Genomic DNA, 19,261 nt, shown 5'->3' on the forward strand with positions numbered 1-19,261 from the left:
CTTGGGGGAAATTCGCGACCGTTCGTATGAAGACCAACGTTTGCGTGCGAGCGGGTTGAACCTGGTTATTGCAGCGATTGTGCTATGGAATACCGTGTATTTGGAGAATGCGGTTAATTGGTTAAAGTCGGAGGGTGAGACCATCCCGGACAAATACTTGCAACATTTATCACCAATGGGGTGGGAACATATCAACCTAACTGGTGATTATGTTTGGAATTTGAAGTCGGCAAGTACCCTTGATAACTTACGCTCTTTGAGAGTGAAAAAATCTAAACCCTAATTGGCTGAAATTATTGTACGGCAAGGGTTTAAAGACTTGCCTTTATTCCTTAGCGTACAATTTTCCCGTTTTGGCACGTTCCTGCCCTAATGATTTTACTGAGCTTGCGCGCTCCGAGTTGGGTAATGGGGCACCGACTAGTTACACCTGGTCTTCTTATTTTGGTAGAAATGTAGGGGCACCGTTACAGGGATTTATTACGGAACCTTTGGAGAAATTGAGGGAGACGTTTGGGAAGGTGCCTTTATCTAAAGCTGTTTTGGATTTGATGGCGCCGATGGTAGGTGATGTTGAGTCTGTTGTTGAAGTGATTCAAGGAACGCGCGGTTTTACAGAGGATAAGGTTGGTTATATGGGGGGTAAGTACAATCAATTACTTTCAGTCCTGATAGTAAAATAATAGTTAGTGGTAGCCTTGATAAAACAATAAAACTTTGGGATACTGATTCTGGAAAATGTATTCAAACTTTACAGGGACACACTAGTTCTGTTTGGTCAGTTGCTTTTAATCCTAACGGTAAAAACTTAATTAGTGCTAGCAGTGATTCTACAGTTAAGTTTTGGAATGTACATGACGGAGAATGTATAAAAACGCTACAGGGATATACTAGCCTTTTGTATTCTATAAACTTAAGTACAGATAATAAATTTTTAGCAAGTGGTGGCGATGACGGTAGCATTAAAATATGGAATATTAACACTGGAAATTGCCTTGCAAGATTACAAGAACATACTAGTAGAGTCTGGTCAATAGCAATTAATTTAGATAACACATTATTAGCTAGTGGTAGTGGTGATGGAAGAGTGAAATTATGGGACATACGTACACAAAAATGTTTGAAAACTATGTATGTACATATACAAGGAGAAACCAGCGCTGTTTACTCAGTAGTTATTAGCTATGATAATACATTTATAGCTAGTAGTCATGGTGATAGCACAATTCACTTATGGAATATATTTACTGGCGAACTTATTAAAACTTTACATGGTCATACAGGTCGAGTATGGTCAGTATCAATAAGTCATGATAATAAAATATTAGCAAGCAGCAGTGATGATAATACTATTAGACTTTGGGATATTAGTAAAGGCGAATGCTTAAACATTTTGCAAAGTCATACTAGTGGTGTCAATACTGTATTATTTAGCAAAAACAACATCAATGTGTTTAGCGCCAGTAGTGATAATACTATTAAAATTTGGGATATAAATACTGCTGAATGCTTAATAACTTTAGAGGGACATACTAACAGAATACTATCAATTAGTACTACGGATAAACTTTTAGCTAGCAGTGGCGCCGATAAAACAATTAGGTTGTGGGATACTACTACGGGAGAATGCTTAAATATTCTTCAAGGTCATACAAATTCAGTATGGTCAGTCGCTATTAGCTCGGATGCAAAACTTTTAGCCAGTGGTAGTTTAGATGAAACAATCAAGATTTGGGATGTTCAATCAGGTAACTGTATCAGGACGTTAGATAATAAACCTTATGCAGGTATGAACATTACAGGCACCACTGGTTTAACCGCCGCAGAAAAAGCCACGCTTAAAGCACTCGGCGCCGTTGATGAACAAGATTTGTAACAATAATTAAACGTCGGGTTGAATTGGCGCCTCAACTACTAATTTTTTGCTCTTTACAGTACCCCAAATTGTTTAATCTATTCTGGAAATTGATACTTGCTGCCATCTGGTAAAATTGCATCGGTTAAATCGGCGCCTTTAAAAATTGTTTCATTTGTTCTGGAGATTGATATTTGCTGCCATCTGGTAAGGTAGCACCTGTCAAATCGGCACCACTTAGGTCAGCATTACTCAAAATAGCATCAGTTAAATCGGTGCCTATAAGGTTGGCGTTATTTAAAATAGCATCAGTTAAATCGGCGCCACTTAGGTCAGCGTTATTTAAGATAGCATTAGTTAAATCGGCGCCACTTAGGTCAGCGTTATTTAAGATAGCACCAGTTAAATAAGTATTTTTCAAACTAGCATTTTTGAGAATGGCGCTTTCTAAGCAAACACCAAGTAGAAAACGTCGATCAAGATTAGCGTTTTGTAAATCGGCGCAATATAGTTGTACTCCTGAATCAGCACAAATTGGTTCTAAAGGCAAATTCTTTTCTAAATTTTTTCTGATTTTCTTAATAATACGCTCATCGGTAAGACTTAAGTTCGCATTGCTTAATTTTGCATAGCCTAGTTTGGCACCTTTGAGTTTAACATTATTTAGATTGGCACCTGTCAAATTTGCCTGCTCTAAATCTAACTCACCTATCAATCCTGCATCACTTAAAAATCTGATGATACGTCCTTTACGTTCTCCATCTTGAGTTAATCTAAATAATATCGATAAAGTACACGCGCGTGCTGCGTCTAATAATGCATTTAGCTTAGGGTCTTTAAAATTCGCATCTTCTTGTTTTTTAGTAATTAGCAGTTTCAATTCTTTATCTATCAGTAGTTCAGAGATATGCTTAAAATAAGCAAGCATCGCTTCCTCGCGGGAATTAATGTCCACTTGCTGTTGTTCACTACGTTGAAAAAGTACGGCACCTGCAAAAATTTCCGCTCACACGCTTGACAGTACAGAAATATTTTAAAATGTACTATTAATAGATTATTCCGGTGCTTTTAAAATTCAACAATGCAAGCTGTACCTGACCAACTAGATAGTCCCAAGCAAGAAACGTTCACAGGAGTTGTCGAACGGTTAACTTATTACTCGCAGGAATCTGGTTATACAGTTGCGCGCTTTAAATGTAATGGCGCCAAGCAACTTATCACCATCGTTGGAAACTTTGCGAATATCCAGCCAGGTCAAACGCTTGAAGTAAAAGGGATTTGGAAGGAACATCTTAAATACGGCGCCCAATTTGAAATCACTTTTTACCAAGAAACCAAACCCGCAACGCTAACGGGAATAGAAAAATATTTAGGCAGTGGTTTGATTAAAGGTGTTGGACCAGCCACAGCAAAACGTATTGTTGCTCACTTTGGTTTGGATACATTAGATATTCTGGATAATCATATCGGGCGCCTGTCTGAGATTCCCGGTATTCCTAAAAAGCGTATAGAAAGTATTAAAGAAATTTGGGCAGCACAGAAAATCATCAAAGAGGTAATGATATTTTTACAATCTCACAATGTTTCGACTACTTACTGTGTAAAGATTTATAAAGAGTATGGCGCCGCTTCTATTGGCGTAGTTACAAACAACCCTTACCAATTGTCAACAGATATATATGGTATAGGTTTCATTACCGCTGATAAAATAGCTCACGGTTTGGGTGTACCTTCCAACTCGGAATTTAGATATAAAGCTGGTCTTACTTATAGTTTGACTCAAGCAGCAGAAGATGGACACTGTTATTTACCTAAGTCTGAACTAGTACAAAAAACAGTTCAACTTCTCAGAACAGAAGACCATTCACCTAAAACAGATGCAATTGAATTTATCATTCATGTTATGTCTAACGAAGGCGACATAATTACAGAAATTGATACTGAGACTCAAAAGTGGATTTGCTACAAACCTGTATTCTTCCATACTGAGCAAAATTTAGCTGTACTACTAAACAGGCGCCTGTTATTCCCATTAAATCAGGACGTACCGCGCGTTCGCACCTGGATCGAAAAATTTTCTGAATCCCGTAAAATGCAGCTCTCACCACAACAACAAGATGCTGTAGAAATAGCTGCTTATTCCAGAGTTTCAATAATTACGGGTGGACCAGGCACGGGTAAAACCTTTTCGGTACGTACCGTTGTTCAATTGTGGAAGGCTATGGGTAAGAAGATTGCACTTGCGGCGCCTACTGGAAGAGCAGCACAAAGATTGATGGAGATGACGGGGTTAGAAGCTAAAACAATACATCGGTTGTTAGAGTTTGACCCTAAAAGTATGGGTTTCAAACGCGATGAAAGAAACCCGTTAAATTGTGATGCTTTAATAGTGGATGAAGCTAGTATGCTCGATTTGTTTCTAGCATATAGTTTGATGAAAGCTGTTCCCGATGGCGCCCAGATATTATTTGTTGGAGATATTGATCAACTACCATCGGTAGGCGCCGGTCAAGTTCTCGCTGATTTGATTAATTCTGGCAAGCTTCCTGTAATTCGACTAACTCAGGTGTTTCGACAAGCATCTGCAAGCGCAATTATTAGAAGCGCGCATCAAATTAATAATGGAGAATTTCCTACATTAGACCCTATAGATTTTGAGGCAGATACTATTACATCAGATTGTCTCTGGCACACTGGAGGTTATAATCCTGAACAAGGAGTACAAATTATAACTAATTTAATTACTAATTTTATCCCGTCTCTTGGATTCAATCCTGTCACAGATGTACAGTTATTATGTCCAATGTTACGTGGAATCGTTGGTTCCTATAATTTGAATAATGTGTTGCAGCAGGTAATTAACCCTCCTGGCGCCGATAAAGTCGAAATCACTTGGGGCAACCTTATATATAGAGAAGGCGACAAAGTAATCCAGTTAACCAACGATTACCACAGAGAAATCTTTAACGGTGATATTGGTTTTATCTCTTGTATTGATACCGAAAATCAAGAAGTTGTTATTCAATTTAGTGAACGTAAAGTTATATATGACTACAGTGATTTAAATGAAATTAATCTTGCATTCGCTGTCAGTGTGCATAAGTCGCAGGGTTCCGAATATCCTGTGGTAATTTTACCCCTATATACTCAACATTACATGATGCTATCGCGTAACCTGTTTTATACGGGGTTAACGCGCGCGAAAAGACTTGCTGTTGTTGTCGGCGCCTCTAAAGCAATAAATCTAGCTGTAAATTCCAACCGCCATATAGAAAGATATACAAAATTAAAACATAGACTTGCTCTGAATAATATACTTTCCTAAGTATATTAAAAACTGCACCTAGATACCTAAATACTCGGATACTCAGATACTCAGACACCTGCTGTACCGTGCTGTTGTGTAAAATGGATACAAAGAGCAAGCAGAGCGTAACTTATGATTTCAAGACAACATGACCAAATAAAAAATTCTTTTGGCGAAACATCGCCATCTACTACTCTAAGCAAAGGGATGTCGCAATCACGACCATTTGTAATGCAATCTTCATCAGTAAAACAGGAGTATCAAAAAAATCTCAACACATCCTTAATGCGAGCAGAACATTACGGTCATCATCTTGGTAAAATGCACACTTCAGAGCAAACAACACAAAAAAATACATTAGTTTCTCGTCCAATTCAACTCACAAAGGCTATACAAAGAACAGATGATCCAGAAGATCAAAACAGATCGGGGCTACATTTAAACTTGGGCGCTGGAAGAAATCCAATGCCTTCGTCTGGAGGTCTAAGTATAAATTTAGAACGTGAACCCGAAGATGCGAAGCATGGATCTCAGGCAGGAGGAGATTACGTATTAGCAGATGCAAACCGCCCACCTTTCCGACCCGGAGTATTTGATGCAGTACATGCTATTAATCCATACGGTTTCAATCCTGTAAATCCAGATGTGAGCGCTGTTCTCGCTGAAAATGGACAGTTGATGGTTAGCGGACAAATGGGCAGAAACAAGTTTGCAAGTAATTTAAAAGACACAAGAAAACCTACAAAGGGAGCCATGAACGACCCTGGAGAAGCTGGCTTTTCAAGTCCATCCGAAACACCATTAATAAAAATGCATGACTTTGGTACTCAAACAACTACCGGAGGTAGTAGCAGTATAGACACCTCCGTGATGAAAACACTTACTTACAGCAAAAAACCAGAAGAAGAGTAGTCGGCACCGCTTCTAGTAATGAACCGCTTATTCTTATTACGACTTCAAATCAGGCGCCACTGGTTTAACTGCCCAAGAATTAGCCACACTCAAAGCACTCGGCGCCGTAGATGAACAAGATTTGTAAAAATAATTACCTCATCGTTAAAATAGGCGCCTATTGAACTAACGTCAGACTTACATTTTCATTCTGTAACGTTCCAGTATTTAAATAATTGTTAACAGGGTATGCGTCGTATGGTAATAATGTATTACAGTTGCGTGTGCTAGGTTTTAAAGTCATTCTTCCTTCGTGAGAAATAAGCAATGAGCCTTACTTTTTATTACGCCCCCATGTCTACCGCCAGCATCACCGAAGCAGTTCTCGCAGAGCTTGACATACCATGTGAGCGTATAAAGCTCGACCTGAGCGCAGGCGATACCAGAAAACCTGACTTCCTCAAGGTCAACCCAAACGGAAGAGTCCCCGCAATTGTGCATGAGGGGATGCCAATCTGGGAGTCATCCGCCATCACAATGTATCTTGGTGAGGTCTTCGGCGTGGATGCCAAGCTGTACCCGGTGCCTGGTCCAAAGCGCGGCGAAGCGATGAAGTGGATTGCCTGGAGCAACGTCACACTCGCTGAAGCAGCCGGACGATTATTCGCGTCGCTGCCAATTAACAGTGAAGGAGCGGTTCAGCCGAACTCGTTAGACTGGGTAGACCCTGAGCAACGCAGTGAGAGCGCATTGGAGAAAGCAAAGGCTGACATCGCCGTCTGTTTCAGAATTCTCGAAGGCGGGCTAGAGGGAAAATCGTTTTTACTCGGTGACTACAGCCTCGCGGATACCCATCTGCAAGGCATTGTCGGTTGGATTAGTACGATGGACATTTCACTGGCGCCGTTCCCCAACATTACAGGTTGGTTAAAGCGTTGCAGCGAGCGTCCAGCGCTTGCGAAGCTGATGGCAGGTTAAGGTTGGGAACGATGTTCAAGGAGGATATACTTTCTTGAGCGCTATTGACTTACATGAGCTTATTGATACCGTTGGTTAGGTAAAAGGCGCCTTTATACAGTAACAGAAAGTAACATCTTAAGAAGCGGTGCCACTGGTTTAATAGCAGAAAAAACCACACGAGCTAACACTCGGCGCCGTTGAAGAGGAGATTGTGGAGTAATCCAAAATGGCTGGATAATATAATTAAAATCTAATATTTAAAAAAACAAAAATTAAGTATAGTTAGAGCGATAGCATTCAAGTGCGTACAGCATATAAGTTGAAGGTATTAAGATTATCAGGTATTAAACTATTCTTTTCAATTGTAATATTAAAGCTCTGATTTTTAAGAAGTGATTGAATTTTATCCATCCTACCATCAATGTCATGTACTTCAGCAACTATTTGTTTAATTTTGCTCCAATCATTTGGATTGATACCTTGCAAAACTTTATATTCTTCACCTTCAACATCTATTTTTAACAAATATATAGTATTCATTCCTAATTCATCAATGACAGAAGATAAAGTTCTAAGTGTACCAATAACTTCCTGGTTTTGAAAAAGGTATTCTACCATATCATTGCTCATAATTTGATTCATTACCTCTCGTTGTTCTAATTTTTATTACACTAGCAGCCTCAATTAAACGGTATGGTTGGCGCCTTTTAAGCACAGTAAGTACTCCTCGAAACTAATGGCACCACCATCTTACCCAACCCCATAAGCTTTTTCGATTAAAGTTAAAACTTCCTCTTGCACTGGTGTTAATGGTTTGGTTCTTTTTCCCATTGCTTGGAGTATGGAACGTTCAATATCATCTATTTTTTTGACGCTGTTCAGGCGCCGTAACCGCAAACATAATTCTTGCATCGCAGCTGTATCCGAGTCTAATAAATTTAGACTCTTTAAATTTTCTGGTTTTACCATAAACTCTCCATCCCAAGTAAGAACAGAACAACTAAACTCGTACATATTATTAACGATACACCAATGACCTCCTTTGCCTTTGAGGTCTGGGTTGTCTTTCGTAATAATTGTACAAACTTCACCTACGATATAGGGCACAGGGATTTTAGTCCGTTCTCGGATTCTGTCCACAATGCTTTTTACAATCTTACCCGACGGAACTTTTCCACCAGCTTCAGAGACTGCTTGGTGCCAGCATTCTTGTTGTTCCAATGGTTCTAGCTTAGTTAAGGGGCGAACTTGTCCCTCAGTCGTTGGTAAAATGTCCACAAATTGTGGACATTTTTGGAGAACGTCCACAACAGTTGCGGCATCAATCAATTGATATGACCGGGAACGGTTATAGTTAAATCTATTTCTACAATACTCCTCAAAAGTCTTATAGGTATCACGATACAGGCGCCTGTCTCTAAGTTCTCTCAGCGCACGTCCTATTGGTATTACTTACACTTCGACAACAATCACTCCAGTATCTGAACCATCTTTAACCCTCTTTTGTCAGTTTGGGGAAAGGCAGTTACTGAAAGGCTTACGGAGCTTGAATTCTCCTGTTTTAGCTACAATTTTTAGTTTTTGTTGGGAAATAAACGCTCAAACTTAGACTGGTCTTAACTTTCAACTTTTGCCTGAGATTATTGTTTTACGAGAGTGACAAAAGAGGGTTAATGCTTGGTTTACTTACTTTACTCTCTTTATATGGAGTTTTGGCGGTATTGGGAAGAAGAGCCAAAAGTTTTAGTAAAATCTGTAAATTTTGACTGAACAAAGATAGGAAGACAATTAAATATTTTAATACTTTTGCACTACTAACTAGAGATTAAATTCATATCAACATGGGTTTCCCAGTTAAATCAGGCGCCTAGAAAAGAAGAAAAATAATTACTATTCTCATTTAATGAATAAATAACAATTTTGATGACTATTATAAAAAGCTTACTGTATAAAGCTTTCGCTCCTGCATTAATAGCTTATCAGGGGTGTAGTACCGGGGGAGTGTGACTTGAAATTACGCGCTTACACCATATTTAAGATTTTCCAAACAATTTGGTTAGATACCTATTTCTATAGTAAGTAGTACTCATATATTATAGAGTCTTCAAAAATACGTGAGACCCCTAGCTTTTCCTCAACTGGCGCCATTACTAAAAACAATCTTCTCCAGTATAGAATCACGTTTATATGTATTGCATTAAACATAGATGTTAGTTTGGTACTGAAAATGGGAATAATAACTAAACGATAAGAGAAGTTATTATAAAACTCATGGGTGATAAGAAAACTAAGAAAAACTGGATTGCTATAGCAATCTTTGTCATATTAGGCTGGTTTGGTGTTAGTAAAATAATTGAAGTTGCTTCGTCTTATTCGGCGCATCAAAAAACGCTTGCCGATGTAAAAACTCTTGCCAGCAACAACACTAACATTAATAATATTCCTAATTTAGAATCTTTAAAATCAAATAAAAATACTATAGAGCAGAGTATTACCAAACTCAAAGAAGTTCCTCATTTGCCTGGTTATCCTTATCAAGACGCTCAAAACAAAATATCTCAACTCAACAACATTTTAACAAAACTTAATTCTAAAATTCAAATTGAGGATGAAGCTTTAAGCAATTTACAAACAGCACAACGTTTAGACGCAGAAGCCGCTAATCTAGTTCAAAATAAAACTTACTCCATATCTTGGCAACAAGCTAGAAGTAAGTGGGAGCAAGCAATAAGTCTACTTAAAAAAATTCCAGCAGGCACATTTGTTTCTGATTCTGCAAAGTCTGGAATAACCGCAGTTGAGCGTAATTTTAATGATGTTGGTCAATTCATCACAGGTGAAGAAAAATCTTTAAAAAACTTTACAACCGCTGTAGAGACGGCACATAAAGCATTTAGTTTAACTAAAGATACAACATCGATTACATTACCTGATTTACTTAACGCCAAATCACAGTGGCAGCAAGCGATTAATTTATTAGCACAAGTCGGAGCCGATAGTCATGTATCTACTAAACTTCAATCACAGTTAGGCGCCTATCGGAACAATTATCGCGAAGTTAGTAAAGCTATCGACGACATTAAGAAATGTACATCTCAAAATTTAAGTTCAGAAATTTCCTGCACGCAAAGTATTTCTCTCACTGGTATTACACAACCAGAAACACTCACAGCTTTATTACCCCCACCCCCAGAGGAAGAGACTGCTGATACACAACTCGCTTCGGTGCCTCCTAACGAGAGTGATAATTCAAGTAGTACTTATAGCAGTACAGGAAGTAGCAGTTACTATAGCTCCCCTAGTTATTCTAGTTACAGAAGTTATAGTGGTTCGAGAGTTTTTGTTAGAAGTTACACGAAGAGTGACGGTACTCACGTAGATTCACACTATCGTAGCGCTCCTGGTAGTAGGGCTGGCGGTTTTGGTAGTTTCCGCTCTGGTGGTTCAAGTTCTTAATAAATATTTAATAGATAGGCGCGCGTATGCTAAATACTTTAATTAACGAACGACGTAAGTTTTACGAACAGTACAGAGATATATTTTGTTGGTACGATGTTGATAATTACGCTTGCTACGACGTTTTAACAGTGGCGCCTTCTACGATAGAAAGAGTTCGGCGTGCGGCAGCTAACGTGTGGCAAGTTTTAACTAAAGCACGCGAGGTGATGAAACGATTTGATGACCAGACGCTTGTAGAAGAATTTGATTACCCAGAGGAAACACTGCGATTAATTAGAAGTAATACACAGGCGCCGTTTATTGCCCGCTGTGATTTTGCCGTTACCGATGAAAATATTTATTTACTAGAATGTAACGCCGAAGTTGCCACCTTCATAGTAGAAACTTTTAAGATGAACGGTATTGTCGCGTCGCATTTTGGTAAAGCTGACCCGAATATCAATGCAGAAGCAGTACTCAAACGCGAGCTTAATAAATATATTGAGGAGTCGGCTAAATATTTGGGTAAGGCGCCCCATGAGTGTAATATCATCTTTGCTGCATTATCAAAGGCGCCGGAAGATATTGGTACTGTTGAGTATCTCAGGTCTTTGTGCAAATACAAATCTCGATTCTGTGCTGTTGAGAATCTGGAGATGGACGAACATTATTGTTACGACAAGAATGGAGAAATCGTTGATATTATATACCGTATTTATCCTACTGAATGGATGGTTGAAGATGAAGACCCAGAATCGAAAGTAAGTTTGTGGGATTATTTTGAACCACTAGCTTACGCGCGTAAAGTCGCCTTAATCAATCCAGTTAGTTCTTTTGTTTTACAAAATAAAGCTCTAATGGCTCTGATTACAGAGTTGGGAAGTGATTTCTTTAGTCGTGAATTGGTAGATTTTAGCCACTTTTTACCAACTTTCATGGCGCCAGATCAAATCCAACCACCATATGTAGCAAAACCGACTTGGGGACGAGAAGGTAGAGAAGTGGAAATAGTTAAAGGTGCCTATGAAGTAATTACTAATTCAGACCCCGAATATACACATTACGCTAAAGTGTATCAGCAGTATGTAGATTTACCGCGCGTGTATATAGAAGACGAAGAATATAAACTACAGCTTTCTTGCTTCCTTATCAACGGTATACCGGAAGGTGTTGCAGCTCGAATCGGGAAAGATGTAATCAGCAATAACTCTAAATTTATACCTATTGGGTACTAAGTAGTGAGAGGTGCCTCGACTTATCATTGCTAGTAATAATGAGGGACTCTTTAATATACTACTGATATTTCAAAGTACCGTCTTCATTGTACTCAAGTTCATGGTATTTACCGCCTAGTCCCAAATCATACAAACATCTTTGATAGTTTTTACTACCCATATCAAACGGATTAATCTTGTTTAATTTTGCCTATTCAGCTATTTTTAGTTGATTAGTTAATCCAGAACTATCGACTACTATTTTAATGAGTTCATTTAGCATTTACTTATAACCTATATCTAATTATCCATTTATAAATCTACCCAACTCCATAGGCTTTTTCGATCAAAGACAGTAAGTTCTCCTGTACTGCTGTTAAAGGTTTATTCCGGCGCCCCATTGCTTGGAGTACAGAACGCTCAATATCGTCTATTTTATCGATACTATTTAGGCGCCGTAACCGAGTACATAACTCCTGCATTGCAGCGGTATCATCCTCTAACATATCTAAGCTTTTAAGATTTTCTGGCTTTACCATATACTCTGCATCCCAAGTTAAAACAGAACAACTAAACTCATATACATTTTTAACAATACACCAATGACCACCTTTCCCTTTGAGGTCTGGATTATCCTTGGTAATAATTGTACAAACTTCACCTTCGGTATAAGGCACAGGAATTTTAGTCCGTTCTCGTATTCTATCTACAATACTCTTAACAACTTTACCCGAAGGTAACTTTCCACCAGCTTCTTCGACTGCTTGGCGCCAGCATTCTCGTTGTTCTGATGGTTCCAACTTAGATAGAGGTCTAACTTGACGTTCGTTGGTCGGCAAAATTTGAGAACCATTGGTTCTCGTTTCTAGAATTTCAACTTGGGAACCAGAAATTTCAATCAAGTTATCTACTACCTGTGAACCTGCGACCAAGTAATCAACATGGCGCCTTGTAAATGCGAACCGTTCACGGCAATAATCGTCAAAACTCTTATGGGTATTACGATATAGCTTCTGTTCGCGAAGCTGAAACAGCGCTCGACCCGCTTCATAGAAAGCTCTTTCAACCAACTTTTCTAGACGGTCACGTTCTCGCTGTTCATCATAGGTGAGTTCAAGGGCGCCTATAATCTCAGTCTCAGTAGGTTGATTATCGTTGTTTGTTCCATACGGCGCCCCGGATTCTCTTACTCGAAGTGAGGCACCTGTACTTTTGGTTTGATAACTAACACCCATAAATTCTTACGGTTAAACTTGTACCATTAATCTTACTATTAGTAGTGTACAGTTCTATACAGTAGCAATAATTTTGTAACAAATCTTAAAAGCATTGCAAGATATAATTAGTGCGTATATGTAAGTAGAGAGAGCATATGGCAAGGGTTGGAGGAAATCCAGATTTCGGAACTAAATATAAATTGAATTTTGGTCGGGATGTACCTTTAACTGAGCAGGTCAAAGCAGTGGTATATCCAGAAATCAAAGAAGGACTGAAAAAATTAGCATCCGATAGGAAATGCACTGTACCTGATTTAGTTCGTGAAGCACTTGAACAATATTTAGCGCGCGAGCAAGAACGCGATGTCAGTTAATAAATTATATTTATGTATAGTACTTCTTACGATTTAAACAATTGGATTGAGTCAAAATGGCGTAAAAATACGCGGTTTTATGTTTTAACTTTATGTCAGAACATATTCGGTGCCTGGATAATCACCAAAACATGGGGCAGTGCTGTAAAACGAGGTTTCGGTAAATCTCAAGATATACAGTGTCCAGATTATCAACAAGGTATAGAGATTTTTGAGAAGCTAGAAGAGAGGCGCCTGTGCAGAGGATACGAAAAGATAAATATTTAGTAGTAGGTTGTTACATTTGTATCAATTAAAAGTAAAGGGTAAAAATTAGCTTTACCCTTTTGCGTTATTAGTATTAATTATTGCTGTTGCTGTTGTCGTTGTTGGCGTTTCTGCTGCCATTGCGCGCGTTCTTGCTGAAGTTGCTGTTTTTGGGCATCAGTTAAAACGCCGTCCATCTGAGCTTTTTGCGCCTCTCGAATTTGCCTAATTTGAGCTTTTTGAGCATCACTCAAATCCAACGATTTCATTACATTGCGACGACCACCATGTTGTCCTTGTTTGTGCTGTTCCCTCGCTGCTTTGAGTGTTGCAAGCTGTTCTGGTGTATAAACGCCTTCTATCTGCTTTCTAGTATCTTGTTCAATTTGACGCAACTGTTGTTTTTGTGCGTCGCTAAGATTCAATTTTGCCCAATGACCACCTCTTTCCCCTCTTCCGTGTTCATTTTCTTGAGCTTGTGCTACCAGCGCGCGACCGTTATGAATTATGCCAGCTTTTGCAATTAAGGGAGCTACAGTAACACTCAAAACTACGGTGCCTGCTAAGAAAGGCATAAATTTATTGATTTTCATCATACTTGGGAGATAAATTTCCTGGTCGTTTACGCCATCATCATAAAAACTTTCTACTGCTAACGTAATGAGATAAAAGTCATGCTTTATACTATGACTTTTTTCCTACCACTTAAAATATTTTTTAAATAGAACATAAGAACTAAAAAATATCTTCTGGGTAGGATAATATACATGTTAAAGGAGCAAGCGATGCAAAATGACATTTTCGGTGCCCATCTCACGCAACCCCAAACAACTTGAAGAACCGCGTTTCTTATCAGATAAAAACCACCTTATAGTAAACACTACAAGGTGGTGTAAGATTCTTGGACTTTCCCCTAAGAATCTCAAAGTGAATCAATCAAATAATAGGCTAACATTTTTATAGTGAACTTGCTTATATTTCACAGGGGCTATGTCGAAAGGATTTGGACAATCTCAACCTACCAAAGTTGATAAGTTTGTTGAACAAGCAGTTAATCATGCTCGGCGCCGGGAACCAGAAGCGCTAGATAAAATTTTTGACAACCTACCTGTAAAACTAAACAACCAAGTATTACAAGGTACTCTCAAAGCATTAAATACAGATGCTGACAGTTTAAGCTGGTTATGTGGATACTTTGCTTCGGAGATTAACAGCAGTTCGGACAACGATAAACCCCGACAGCCGATAATATTATTATCTAGGTTGCTAATTAAACATAAGATGAAACCGTTTATTGATTTTATGCCATATACAGGGTGTAGAATCACGATAATTAATACTGATAAATTTGATGCATTACCAGGTAAAGTACAAGAAGCTATAAACGGCGCCTTTGATGTTTTGGAACGTTCAACCGAGGAAGCACAACAAATCAATGATGCGCTGTTAGCTGAAATGCTTGTAGATTGATGGGCGCCGTTTAAATATCGCTCATTTTTAAGTATCTAGATACTTGCCATGTAGATATATCGGCGCAAGCGTGTTACAGTTGTTAAAGGGCGCCTATACAAATACCAGCTTACTACCTGAATTCCTCACTTGCTGCCTTTACATAATCGTGTGAAAATTCCATTAAACCAAGTTCAGAAGATAACATTGCTTTAATATCTGAAGGTAGTGCTTCAAATTTATCTACATTGGTAATCGCAAATTGACCAAAATAGTTTGGCATAAAATCAACAAACGGCGCCATGCCTAGTTGAATAAACACCTTTGATAGTTTTGTAATAGGTAGATTCTCTTTATTATTATCTGATCTACAACTAATTTCGTCAGCCATATAACCACATAGCCAAGCAAGAGAATCAACATCATCATTAAGAGCAGTAACGGCAGCTTCTAGTAATACTTTCGTTGATTGACTAGGTAAACGGTCAAATATTGAATTAAGTCCCTCTGGACTTCTTTGTTTACAATAGTAAAGAAGCATTTCAAAAAGTCTATCGGCTTGTGTTAGTTGAGCTTCACTCTTATCTTTAGACATTATCAGTATATATTGAACGCTAAGTAATTATAAGCGTGACTCAGTTAAAGGCGCCACTTGCAACCCAATTAACAAGTTAGAGGGATTTAATTCCCCATCCTCTATCGGTTGCGTGTTTTGCGTTGGGGTCAAAATCCCCCGAAGCAAAACATAATTACGTTCATGTCCGAAGGAAATTGCGTTACATGCACGCAGTGAATTGCTTTAACGATGCTGTACTGGTTAGTTAAAATTGGCGGTTGTAACAGGCGCCTCGAATCCTATCTATCGTATTTATGGGAACAAAGTACTTCTATCATTCCCTGGTGGACACTTAATGCTTCGACCAAAACTATCACCAGTTTCAGCATCAATAACTTCAGTAATGGCAGCGTTAGCAATACAGGTCATTCTTCCTCGTGAGGAGACATGCTTACCCGGTACAAAACCAGTAATCATCCATATCATTCGCTCATTTGAATATATTTTTTTGTACTGTCCTGTTTTTGCTGCGAACTCTCCATAAGTTGTTAGCTTCGCTTCCGTTATTCGCAAATAGCCAGAATTTTTGGTAGCTTCCTGCATTGTAATTAAACTTACTATTGGTAAGTTATTATTCGCAGGGTATGTTTTTACCTGATTACCAGGATATACTTGTACTGCTGGTTTTTTCGGCACCTCTCGTTTTTTTACTGGCGCCTGGGCTGTTACTATTTGAGATACTAATAAAGTTGTAATTGCAGCAGATATATAAGCAATCGATGAAGATTTTGTAAAGATTTTAATCATCAGTTTATTGTCAAAACTGCCACAAAAGACAGTTATTAATAAATTAATGTTCCAATATGCTGGCGCCTGCAAGTACTGTTACTTAAACAGGGGCGCCTATTCAAAATGGTTCAAAGATAAATAACTGGGTCAATACTCTTGAGGTAGCTAGCTTGCTCTCCTTCTAACAAAATAGCTTCTTCACAACTGAAACGGGTAAATTTAAGAGCTATGATTGCTGTTATATCAGTCTCGCTTTCAACTGTGCCAATAACAGTCTCTGTCGAAAACGGCTGGACATAAGCGGTATCCACCAACCAATGTTTTTTGTTAGAAAAGGTAATGGTTGGATAATCAATGCTAACAATTGTCCATTTATCTTCTATAACGTAGTAATCAGCATTATCCACCGTAAATGTTTGCCCAACCTGTAGCCAAGTCAAGCTGCAATCAAGGACTGGCTTGCATTACAGGTATTAAAAGCATAACATTGCCGAGAAAAATAGGAAGTATAAGCGCGCCAAACGGCAATATTATGGGTATACCGACAACATTCATGTAACACGGCTTAACCCAGTTTTCTGTTCCAATGCTACTAGCACCCCTTACAGTAATGTAATTATTATTGTCTTGTAGCTTTGAGCATGGATTTAAAAAAACACACTTTAATTAAAGGTGACTGTTATGACCACCGAGCAAGACTCAAGTACATTAGTTGAAGAAAATATCATGAGTCGAGAAGAAGCTGGAATGTGTTCATCCTCAAGACCAAATTCTTGAACATAATTAATTAATACTTGTCCTTCCAAACACTTGCCACAAATAAGCAAACCAGATACGGGGGGTAAGTAAGTAGATAAAATCATGTTTTTAACAAGCTTGCGCGTCACTAAATATTATCAAAGTTTCGGCGCCACTCATCAATTATCGGCACCACCCATCACAAGTACTGGCTCAATCCATATTAACTTTCGCTTCTGCCTACCTTCACCGTAAGCTTGATTACGAAGATAACCCCGGCGCCAATGTACGCTCTTGGAACTTCCAGTACTGGCGCCTGTATTTTCAGTATTACCCTCTCTCTTTAATTTAAATTCTTTCCCTATCCATAATGGTTCGTAGTAGTCCTTATCATTTTTTTTAGAAAAACCTTTATTAATAGTAAAGCGCGCGCTTGTTGTCTCCACATACTCTGGACGACATTCCATTATTAAAAGTAATCGTAAAAATATAGATTGTAAATAAGTATTAAATTCAAATATTTTTTCGGACTCTATCTCAGCCGTATCAATATAATAAAATCTATTTTCATTTTCAATTAATTTAAATCGACGACAAAAAGAAGATAAACCATCGGTTGCAGCCCAATATAGTAAACCGTGTTCCTTATCACAGTACCAATATATCGCTTGCATACTACGATTTTCTGGGGATAATATGGCGCCTTCCGGTAACATAAAAATCCCTGTTCTCATTGCCCAATTTAAAGTGTCAGTTTCTACTGATAAATCTGATTGCATTAACCCTGTTAATAAATCTTTAGAGACATAATAAGTAGGACATTTTGCTTCAGCTACTTTGTACATTGTATATGCGCTGATATACATTGATTCTTTTGGATATTCCCATACCGCACGTTCTATATCAAAATTTTCTCCTACAGAAAAATAAATATTAGCTATATTACTTATTACTTTCTCATACGAAGCATACCCCTTTACATGTATAAGTGGACGCAGAACTATCTGTTGGAACCATCCTTTAGGCTTTTTACTCATACTGACTTATCATACAAATACAGGCGCCGTATTTATTCTAATACCTTATAACCACTTCTAATCATCATAAATCAGGGAGTCAATAAATTTAGATGATAGGTTGGTTTGTATTTCTCCAGTAGCGATTTTATACCACCTAAGAATATATTCAATTGTTCCTTTGTGAGAAACAGACCCTTGGCCTGTAATTTTACCTTTGGGAGTAACTCTCACAGCAAAGTTATCTTTTAAACTCGTCTTGCTACCTGATTGATACTCAAAGTAAATACAATCTTCTTCTATTTGAAAATAAATTTTATCAAAGCCAACGTACCAAATGGCGCCTATAAGTATTTAGATACCTAAAAATTTAGATACTTAAACACTTAAAACTCTTTCTTGTAAAGTGATTGGCGCCAATATAAAAAAACCTTTGTGAGTCTAGTACATACTAAGCGTGATTACAATTCAATCAGAACATTTATTAATGAAGGCGCCGTCAGTTTTTAGAGTGGTTAGGTTCACGCTCTTTGTATATGGGCAGCGGCTCATGACAAGATTTGTTTCCATGTCACACTAACAAACGACAGTGCAAGTAATAAGTGTATAATTATCAAAAGTGAATTAGTTACGCTGTTAGTAAAGTTTGAAAACAGAGCTAATGTTACTAGAGAATGAAAAGCAGATAAAGTAGTTAATCCTGGTTTTAATTCTTTTGATTCTTTTAAGGTTAACATTAAAAAGCTCAAAATCCCCAAAGCCACTGCACCACATCCTATTACCCGTAGAAAAGAAATAGCTAGTTCATTATTCTTTACAATCAAGCTTGGAAACAAAAGAAATATGCAACCAATGCCTATTTCAAAAATAGTATCAGCAATTAATATTATTCGCATAAATTAATGAAAATTAAAATATTTTTTACTTGTTTGAGAATCAGGCGCCTAATTACCTCAAAATGTTTATGCTAGTTTCTAGCATAGCAGCTTTTGATGAAGGCGCCGTCAATCCCAACAGTGCCAAAGCAATTAACCAAAAACGTAACTTACAAAGCTTTAAAAATCCCATTTTTGGAAGATACAAATGTTAACCTACTCAGAATACCAGCTTTGAGTAAGGTTTTGAGTAATTTTACATTGGTTTACAATGAGAGGCGCCTCTTCTTTGTACGTATCTAAATAGTTGTGCATTTATATACTTAAACACTTAAA

22 protein-coding genes are annotated in these 19,261 nt (G+C 38.0%); 12 read left to right on the forward strand and 10 right to left on the reverse strand.

Annotation, left to right across the window (positions count from 1 at the left end; translation table 11 throughout):
• The 3 genes from AC2JBO_RS19270 to AC2JBO_RS19280 form a co-directional block, all read left to right on the forward strand.
• Positions 1-283: Tn3 family transposase (locus AC2JBO_RS19270; RefSeq protein WP_496955265.1), on the forward strand; the 283-nt coding region annotated here is incomplete at its 5' end.
• A gap of 70 nt (positions 284-353) precedes the next feature.
• Complete coding sequence (locus AC2JBO_RS19275) at positions 354-683, forward strand: hypothetical protein (protein WP_496955266.1); 330 nt, start codon at positions 354-356, stop codon at positions 681-683.
• Complete coding sequence (locus AC2JBO_RS19280; protein WP_496955300.1) at positions 683-1,876, forward strand: WD40 repeat domain-containing protein; 1,194 nt, start codon at positions 683-685, stop codon at positions 1,874-1,876. Before AC2JBO_RS19275 ends, AC2JBO_RS19280 begins: the two co-directional genes overlap by 1 nt.
• A 124-nt stretch (positions 1,877-2,000) precedes the next feature.
• Here the strand turns inward: AC2JBO_RS19280 and AC2JBO_RS19285 are convergent, their stop codons facing one another.
• Entirely contained in the window at positions 2,001-2,810 is an 810-nt protein-coding gene (locus tag AC2JBO_RS19285; RefSeq protein WP_496955267.1) for a pentapeptide repeat-containing protein, read from the reverse strand.
• Between the two features lie 126 nt (positions 2,811-2,936).
• On the opposite strand from AC2JBO_RS19285, the gene recD2 reads away from it, so the two are divergent.
• From recD2 to AC2JBO_RS19300, 3 genes are all read left to right on the forward strand, one after another.
• Positions 2,937-5,180 (forward strand): SF1B family DNA helicase RecD2, encoded by a 2,244-nt coding sequence (gene recD2 / locus AC2JBO_RS19290; RefSeq protein WP_496955268.1) that lies wholly within the window; start codon positions 2,937-2,939, stop codon positions 5,178-5,180.
• 114 nt (positions 5,181-5,294) lie between these two features.
• Positions 5,295-6,074, forward strand: a complete 780-nt coding sequence (locus AC2JBO_RS19295; RefSeq protein WP_496955269.1) for a hypothetical protein — start codon at positions 5,295-5,297, stop codon at positions 6,072-6,074.
• Positions 6,075-6,380: 306 nt separating this feature from the next.
• Entirely contained in the window at positions 6,381-7,031 is a 651-nt protein-coding gene (locus AC2JBO_RS19300; RefSeq protein ID WP_496955270.1) for a glutathione S-transferase family protein, read from the forward strand.
• Positions 7,032-7,310: 279 nt separating this feature from the next.
• On the opposite strand, the gene AC2JBO_RS19305 is transcribed toward AC2JBO_RS19300, so the two are convergent.
• Both AC2JBO_RS19305 and AC2JBO_RS19310 read right to left on the reverse strand, forming a co-directional pair.
• On the reverse strand, positions 7,311-7,655 hold the full coding sequence (locus AC2JBO_RS19305; RefSeq protein WP_496955271.1) for an FkbM family methyltransferase: 345 nt from the start codon (positions 7,653-7,655) through the stop codon (positions 7,311-7,313).
• A gap of 108 nt (positions 7,656-7,763) precedes the next feature.
• On the reverse strand, positions 7,764-8,342 hold the full coding sequence (locus AC2JBO_RS19310) for a hypothetical protein (protein WP_496955272.1): 579 nt from the start codon (positions 8,340-8,342) through the stop codon (positions 7,764-7,766).
• 942 nt (positions 8,343-9,284) lie between these two features.
• On the opposite strand from AC2JBO_RS19310, the gene AC2JBO_RS19315 reads away from it, so the two are divergent.
• Together AC2JBO_RS19315 and AC2JBO_RS19320 are read left to right on the forward strand one after the other, a co-directional pair.
• Complete coding sequence (locus tag AC2JBO_RS19315; RefSeq protein ID WP_496955273.1) at positions 9,285-10,469, forward strand: hypothetical protein; 1,185 nt, start codon at positions 9,285-9,287, stop codon at positions 10,467-10,469.
• Between the two features lie 26 nt (positions 10,470-10,495).
• Entirely contained in the window at positions 10,496-11,686 is a 1,191-nt protein-coding gene (locus AC2JBO_RS19320) for a glutathionylspermidine synthase family protein (protein WP_496955274.1), read from the forward strand.
• 299 nt (positions 11,687-11,985) lie between these two features.
• Here the strand turns inward: AC2JBO_RS19320 and AC2JBO_RS19325 are convergent, their stop codons facing one another.
• Entirely contained in the window at positions 11,986-12,900 is a 915-nt protein-coding gene (locus tag AC2JBO_RS19325; RefSeq protein WP_496955275.1) for a hypothetical protein, read from the reverse strand.
• Positions 12,901-13,037: 137 nt separating this feature from the next.
• Here AC2JBO_RS19325 and AC2JBO_RS19330 point away from each other — a divergent pair, with 137 nt between their 5' ends.
• Together AC2JBO_RS19330 and AC2JBO_RS19335 are read left to right on the forward strand one after the other, a co-directional pair.
• Positions 13,038-13,256: a ribbon-helix-helix protein, CopG family gene (locus tag AC2JBO_RS19330; protein WP_496955276.1), complete on the forward strand. Its 219-nt coding sequence runs from the start codon at positions 13,038-13,040 to the stop codon at positions 13,254-13,256.
• A gap of 12 nt (positions 13,257-13,268) precedes the next feature.
• Positions 13,269-13,523 carry a WGR domain-containing protein gene (locus tag AC2JBO_RS19335; protein ID WP_496955277.1) on the forward strand — a complete coding sequence of 85 codons (255 nt, stop codon included), beginning with the start codon at positions 13,269-13,271 and terminating at the stop codon, positions 13,521-13,523.
• Positions 13,524-13,600: 77 nt separating this feature from the next.
• On the opposite strand, the gene AC2JBO_RS19340 is transcribed toward AC2JBO_RS19335, so the two are convergent.
• Positions 13,601-14,098 carry a P pilus assembly/Cpx signaling pathway, periplasmic inhibitor/zinc-resistance associated protein gene (locus AC2JBO_RS19340; RefSeq protein ID WP_496955278.1) on the reverse strand — a complete coding sequence of 166 codons (498 nt, stop codon included), beginning with the start codon at positions 14,096-14,098 and terminating at the stop codon, positions 13,601-13,603.
• A gap of 394 nt (positions 14,099-14,492) precedes the next feature.
• Between AC2JBO_RS19340 and AC2JBO_RS19345 the strand changes: the two genes are divergently transcribed.
• Positions 14,493-14,972: a hypothetical protein gene (locus AC2JBO_RS19345; protein WP_496955279.1), complete on the forward strand. Its 480-nt coding sequence runs from the start codon at positions 14,493-14,495 to the stop codon at positions 14,970-14,972.
• 112 nt (positions 14,973-15,084) lie between these two features.
• Here the strand turns inward: AC2JBO_RS19345 and AC2JBO_RS19350 are convergent, their stop codons facing one another.
• From AC2JBO_RS19350 to AC2JBO_RS19370, 5 genes are all read right to left on the reverse strand, one after another.
• Positions 15,085-15,546: a hypothetical protein gene (locus tag AC2JBO_RS19350; protein WP_496955280.1), complete on the reverse strand. Its 462-nt coding sequence runs from the start codon at positions 15,544-15,546 to the stop codon at positions 15,085-15,087.
• 273 nt (positions 15,547-15,819) lie between these two features.
• A complete protein-coding gene (locus AC2JBO_RS19355; protein WP_496955281.1) occupies positions 15,820-16,314 on the reverse strand; it encodes a hypothetical protein in 495 nt (164 codons plus the stop codon).
• Positions 16,315-16,424: 110 nt separating this feature from the next.
• Entirely contained in the window at positions 16,425-16,736 is a 312-nt protein-coding gene (locus AC2JBO_RS19360; protein ID WP_496955282.1) for a hypothetical protein, read from the reverse strand.
• A gap of 477 nt (positions 16,737-17,213) precedes the next feature.
• Complete coding sequence (locus tag AC2JBO_RS19365; protein ID WP_496955283.1) at positions 17,214-18,071, reverse strand: AcrVA2 family anti-CRISPR protein; 858 nt, start codon at positions 18,069-18,071, stop codon at positions 17,214-17,216.
• 527 nt (positions 18,072-18,598) lie between these two features.
• Positions 18,599-18,946: a hypothetical protein gene (locus AC2JBO_RS19370; protein WP_496955284.1), complete on the reverse strand. Its 348-nt coding sequence runs from the start codon at positions 18,944-18,946 to the stop codon at positions 18,599-18,601.
• 68 nt (positions 18,947-19,014) lie between these two features.
• On the opposite strand from AC2JBO_RS19370, the gene AC2JBO_RS19375 reads away from it, so the two are divergent.
• Complete coding sequence (locus AC2JBO_RS19375; protein ID WP_496955285.1) at positions 19,015-19,140, forward strand: hypothetical protein; 126 nt, start codon at positions 19,015-19,017, stop codon at positions 19,138-19,140.
• Positions 19,141-19,261 lie beyond the last annotated feature (121 nt).

The organism is Calothrix sp. CBUCES-K 9914 (genome assembly GCF_059640475.1).

Excerpts from the sequence above, each read along its gene's own strand:
- AC2JBO_RS19295 (WP_496955269.1), top strand. The coding sequence starts at position 5,295 with ATGATTTCAAGACAACATGACCAAATAAAAAATTCTTTTGGCGAAACA.
- AC2JBO_RS19345 (WP_496955279.1), top strand. The coding sequence starts at position 14,493 with ATGTCGAAAGGATTTGGACAATCTCAACCTACCAAAGTTGATAAGTTT.
- recD2 (WP_496955268.1), top strand. The coding sequence starts at position 2,937 with ATGCAAGCTGTACCTGACCAACTAGATAGTCCCAAGCAAGAAACGTTC.
- AC2JBO_RS19315 (WP_496955273.1), top strand. The coding sequence starts at position 9,285 with ATGGGTGATAAGAAAACTAAGAAAAACTGGATTGCTATAGCAATCTTT.
- AC2JBO_RS19305 (WP_496955271.1), bottom strand. The coding sequence starts at position 7,655 with ATGAATCAAATTATGAGCAATGATATGGTAGAATACCTTTTTCAAAAC.
- AC2JBO_RS19325 (WP_496955275.1), bottom strand. The coding sequence starts at position 12,900 with ATGGGTGTTAGTTATCAAACCAAAAGTACAGGTGCCTCACTTCGAGTA.
- AC2JBO_RS19355 (WP_496955281.1), bottom strand. The coding sequence starts at position 16,314 with ATGATTAAAATCTTTACAAAATCTTCATCGATTGCTTATATATCTGCT.
- AC2JBO_RS19335 (WP_496955277.1), top strand. The coding sequence starts at position 13,269 with ATGTATAGTACTTCTTACGATTTAAACAATTGGATTGAGTCAAAATGG.
- AC2JBO_RS19370 (WP_496955284.1), bottom strand. The coding sequence starts at position 18,946 with ATGCGAATAATATTAATTGCTGATACTATTTTTGAAATAGGCATTGGT.
- AC2JBO_RS19320 (WP_496955274.1), top strand. The coding sequence starts at position 10,496 with ATGCTAAATACTTTAATTAACGAACGACGTAAGTTTTACGAACAGTAC.
- AC2JBO_RS19365 (WP_496955283.1), bottom strand. The coding sequence starts at position 18,071 with ATGAGTAAAAAGCCTAAAGGATGGTTCCAACAGATAGTTCTGCGTCCA.
- AC2JBO_RS19340 (WP_496955278.1), bottom strand. The coding sequence starts at position 14,098 with ATGATGAAAATCAATAAATTTATGCCTTTCTTAGCAGGCACCGTAGTT.
- AC2JBO_RS19350 (WP_496955280.1), bottom strand. The coding sequence starts at position 15,546 with ATGTCTAAAGATAAGAGTGAAGCTCAACTAACACAAGCCGATAGACTT.
- AC2JBO_RS19300 (WP_496955270.1), top strand. The coding sequence starts at position 6,381 with ATGAGCCTTACTTTTTATTACGCCCCCATGTCTACCGCCAGCATCACC.
- AC2JBO_RS19330 (WP_496955276.1), top strand. The coding sequence starts at position 13,038 with ATGGCAAGGGTTGGAGGAAATCCAGATTTCGGAACTAAATATAAATTG.
- AC2JBO_RS19375 (WP_496955285.1), top strand. The coding sequence starts at position 19,015 with ATGCTAGTTTCTAGCATAGCAGCTTTTGATGAAGGCGCCGTCAATCCC.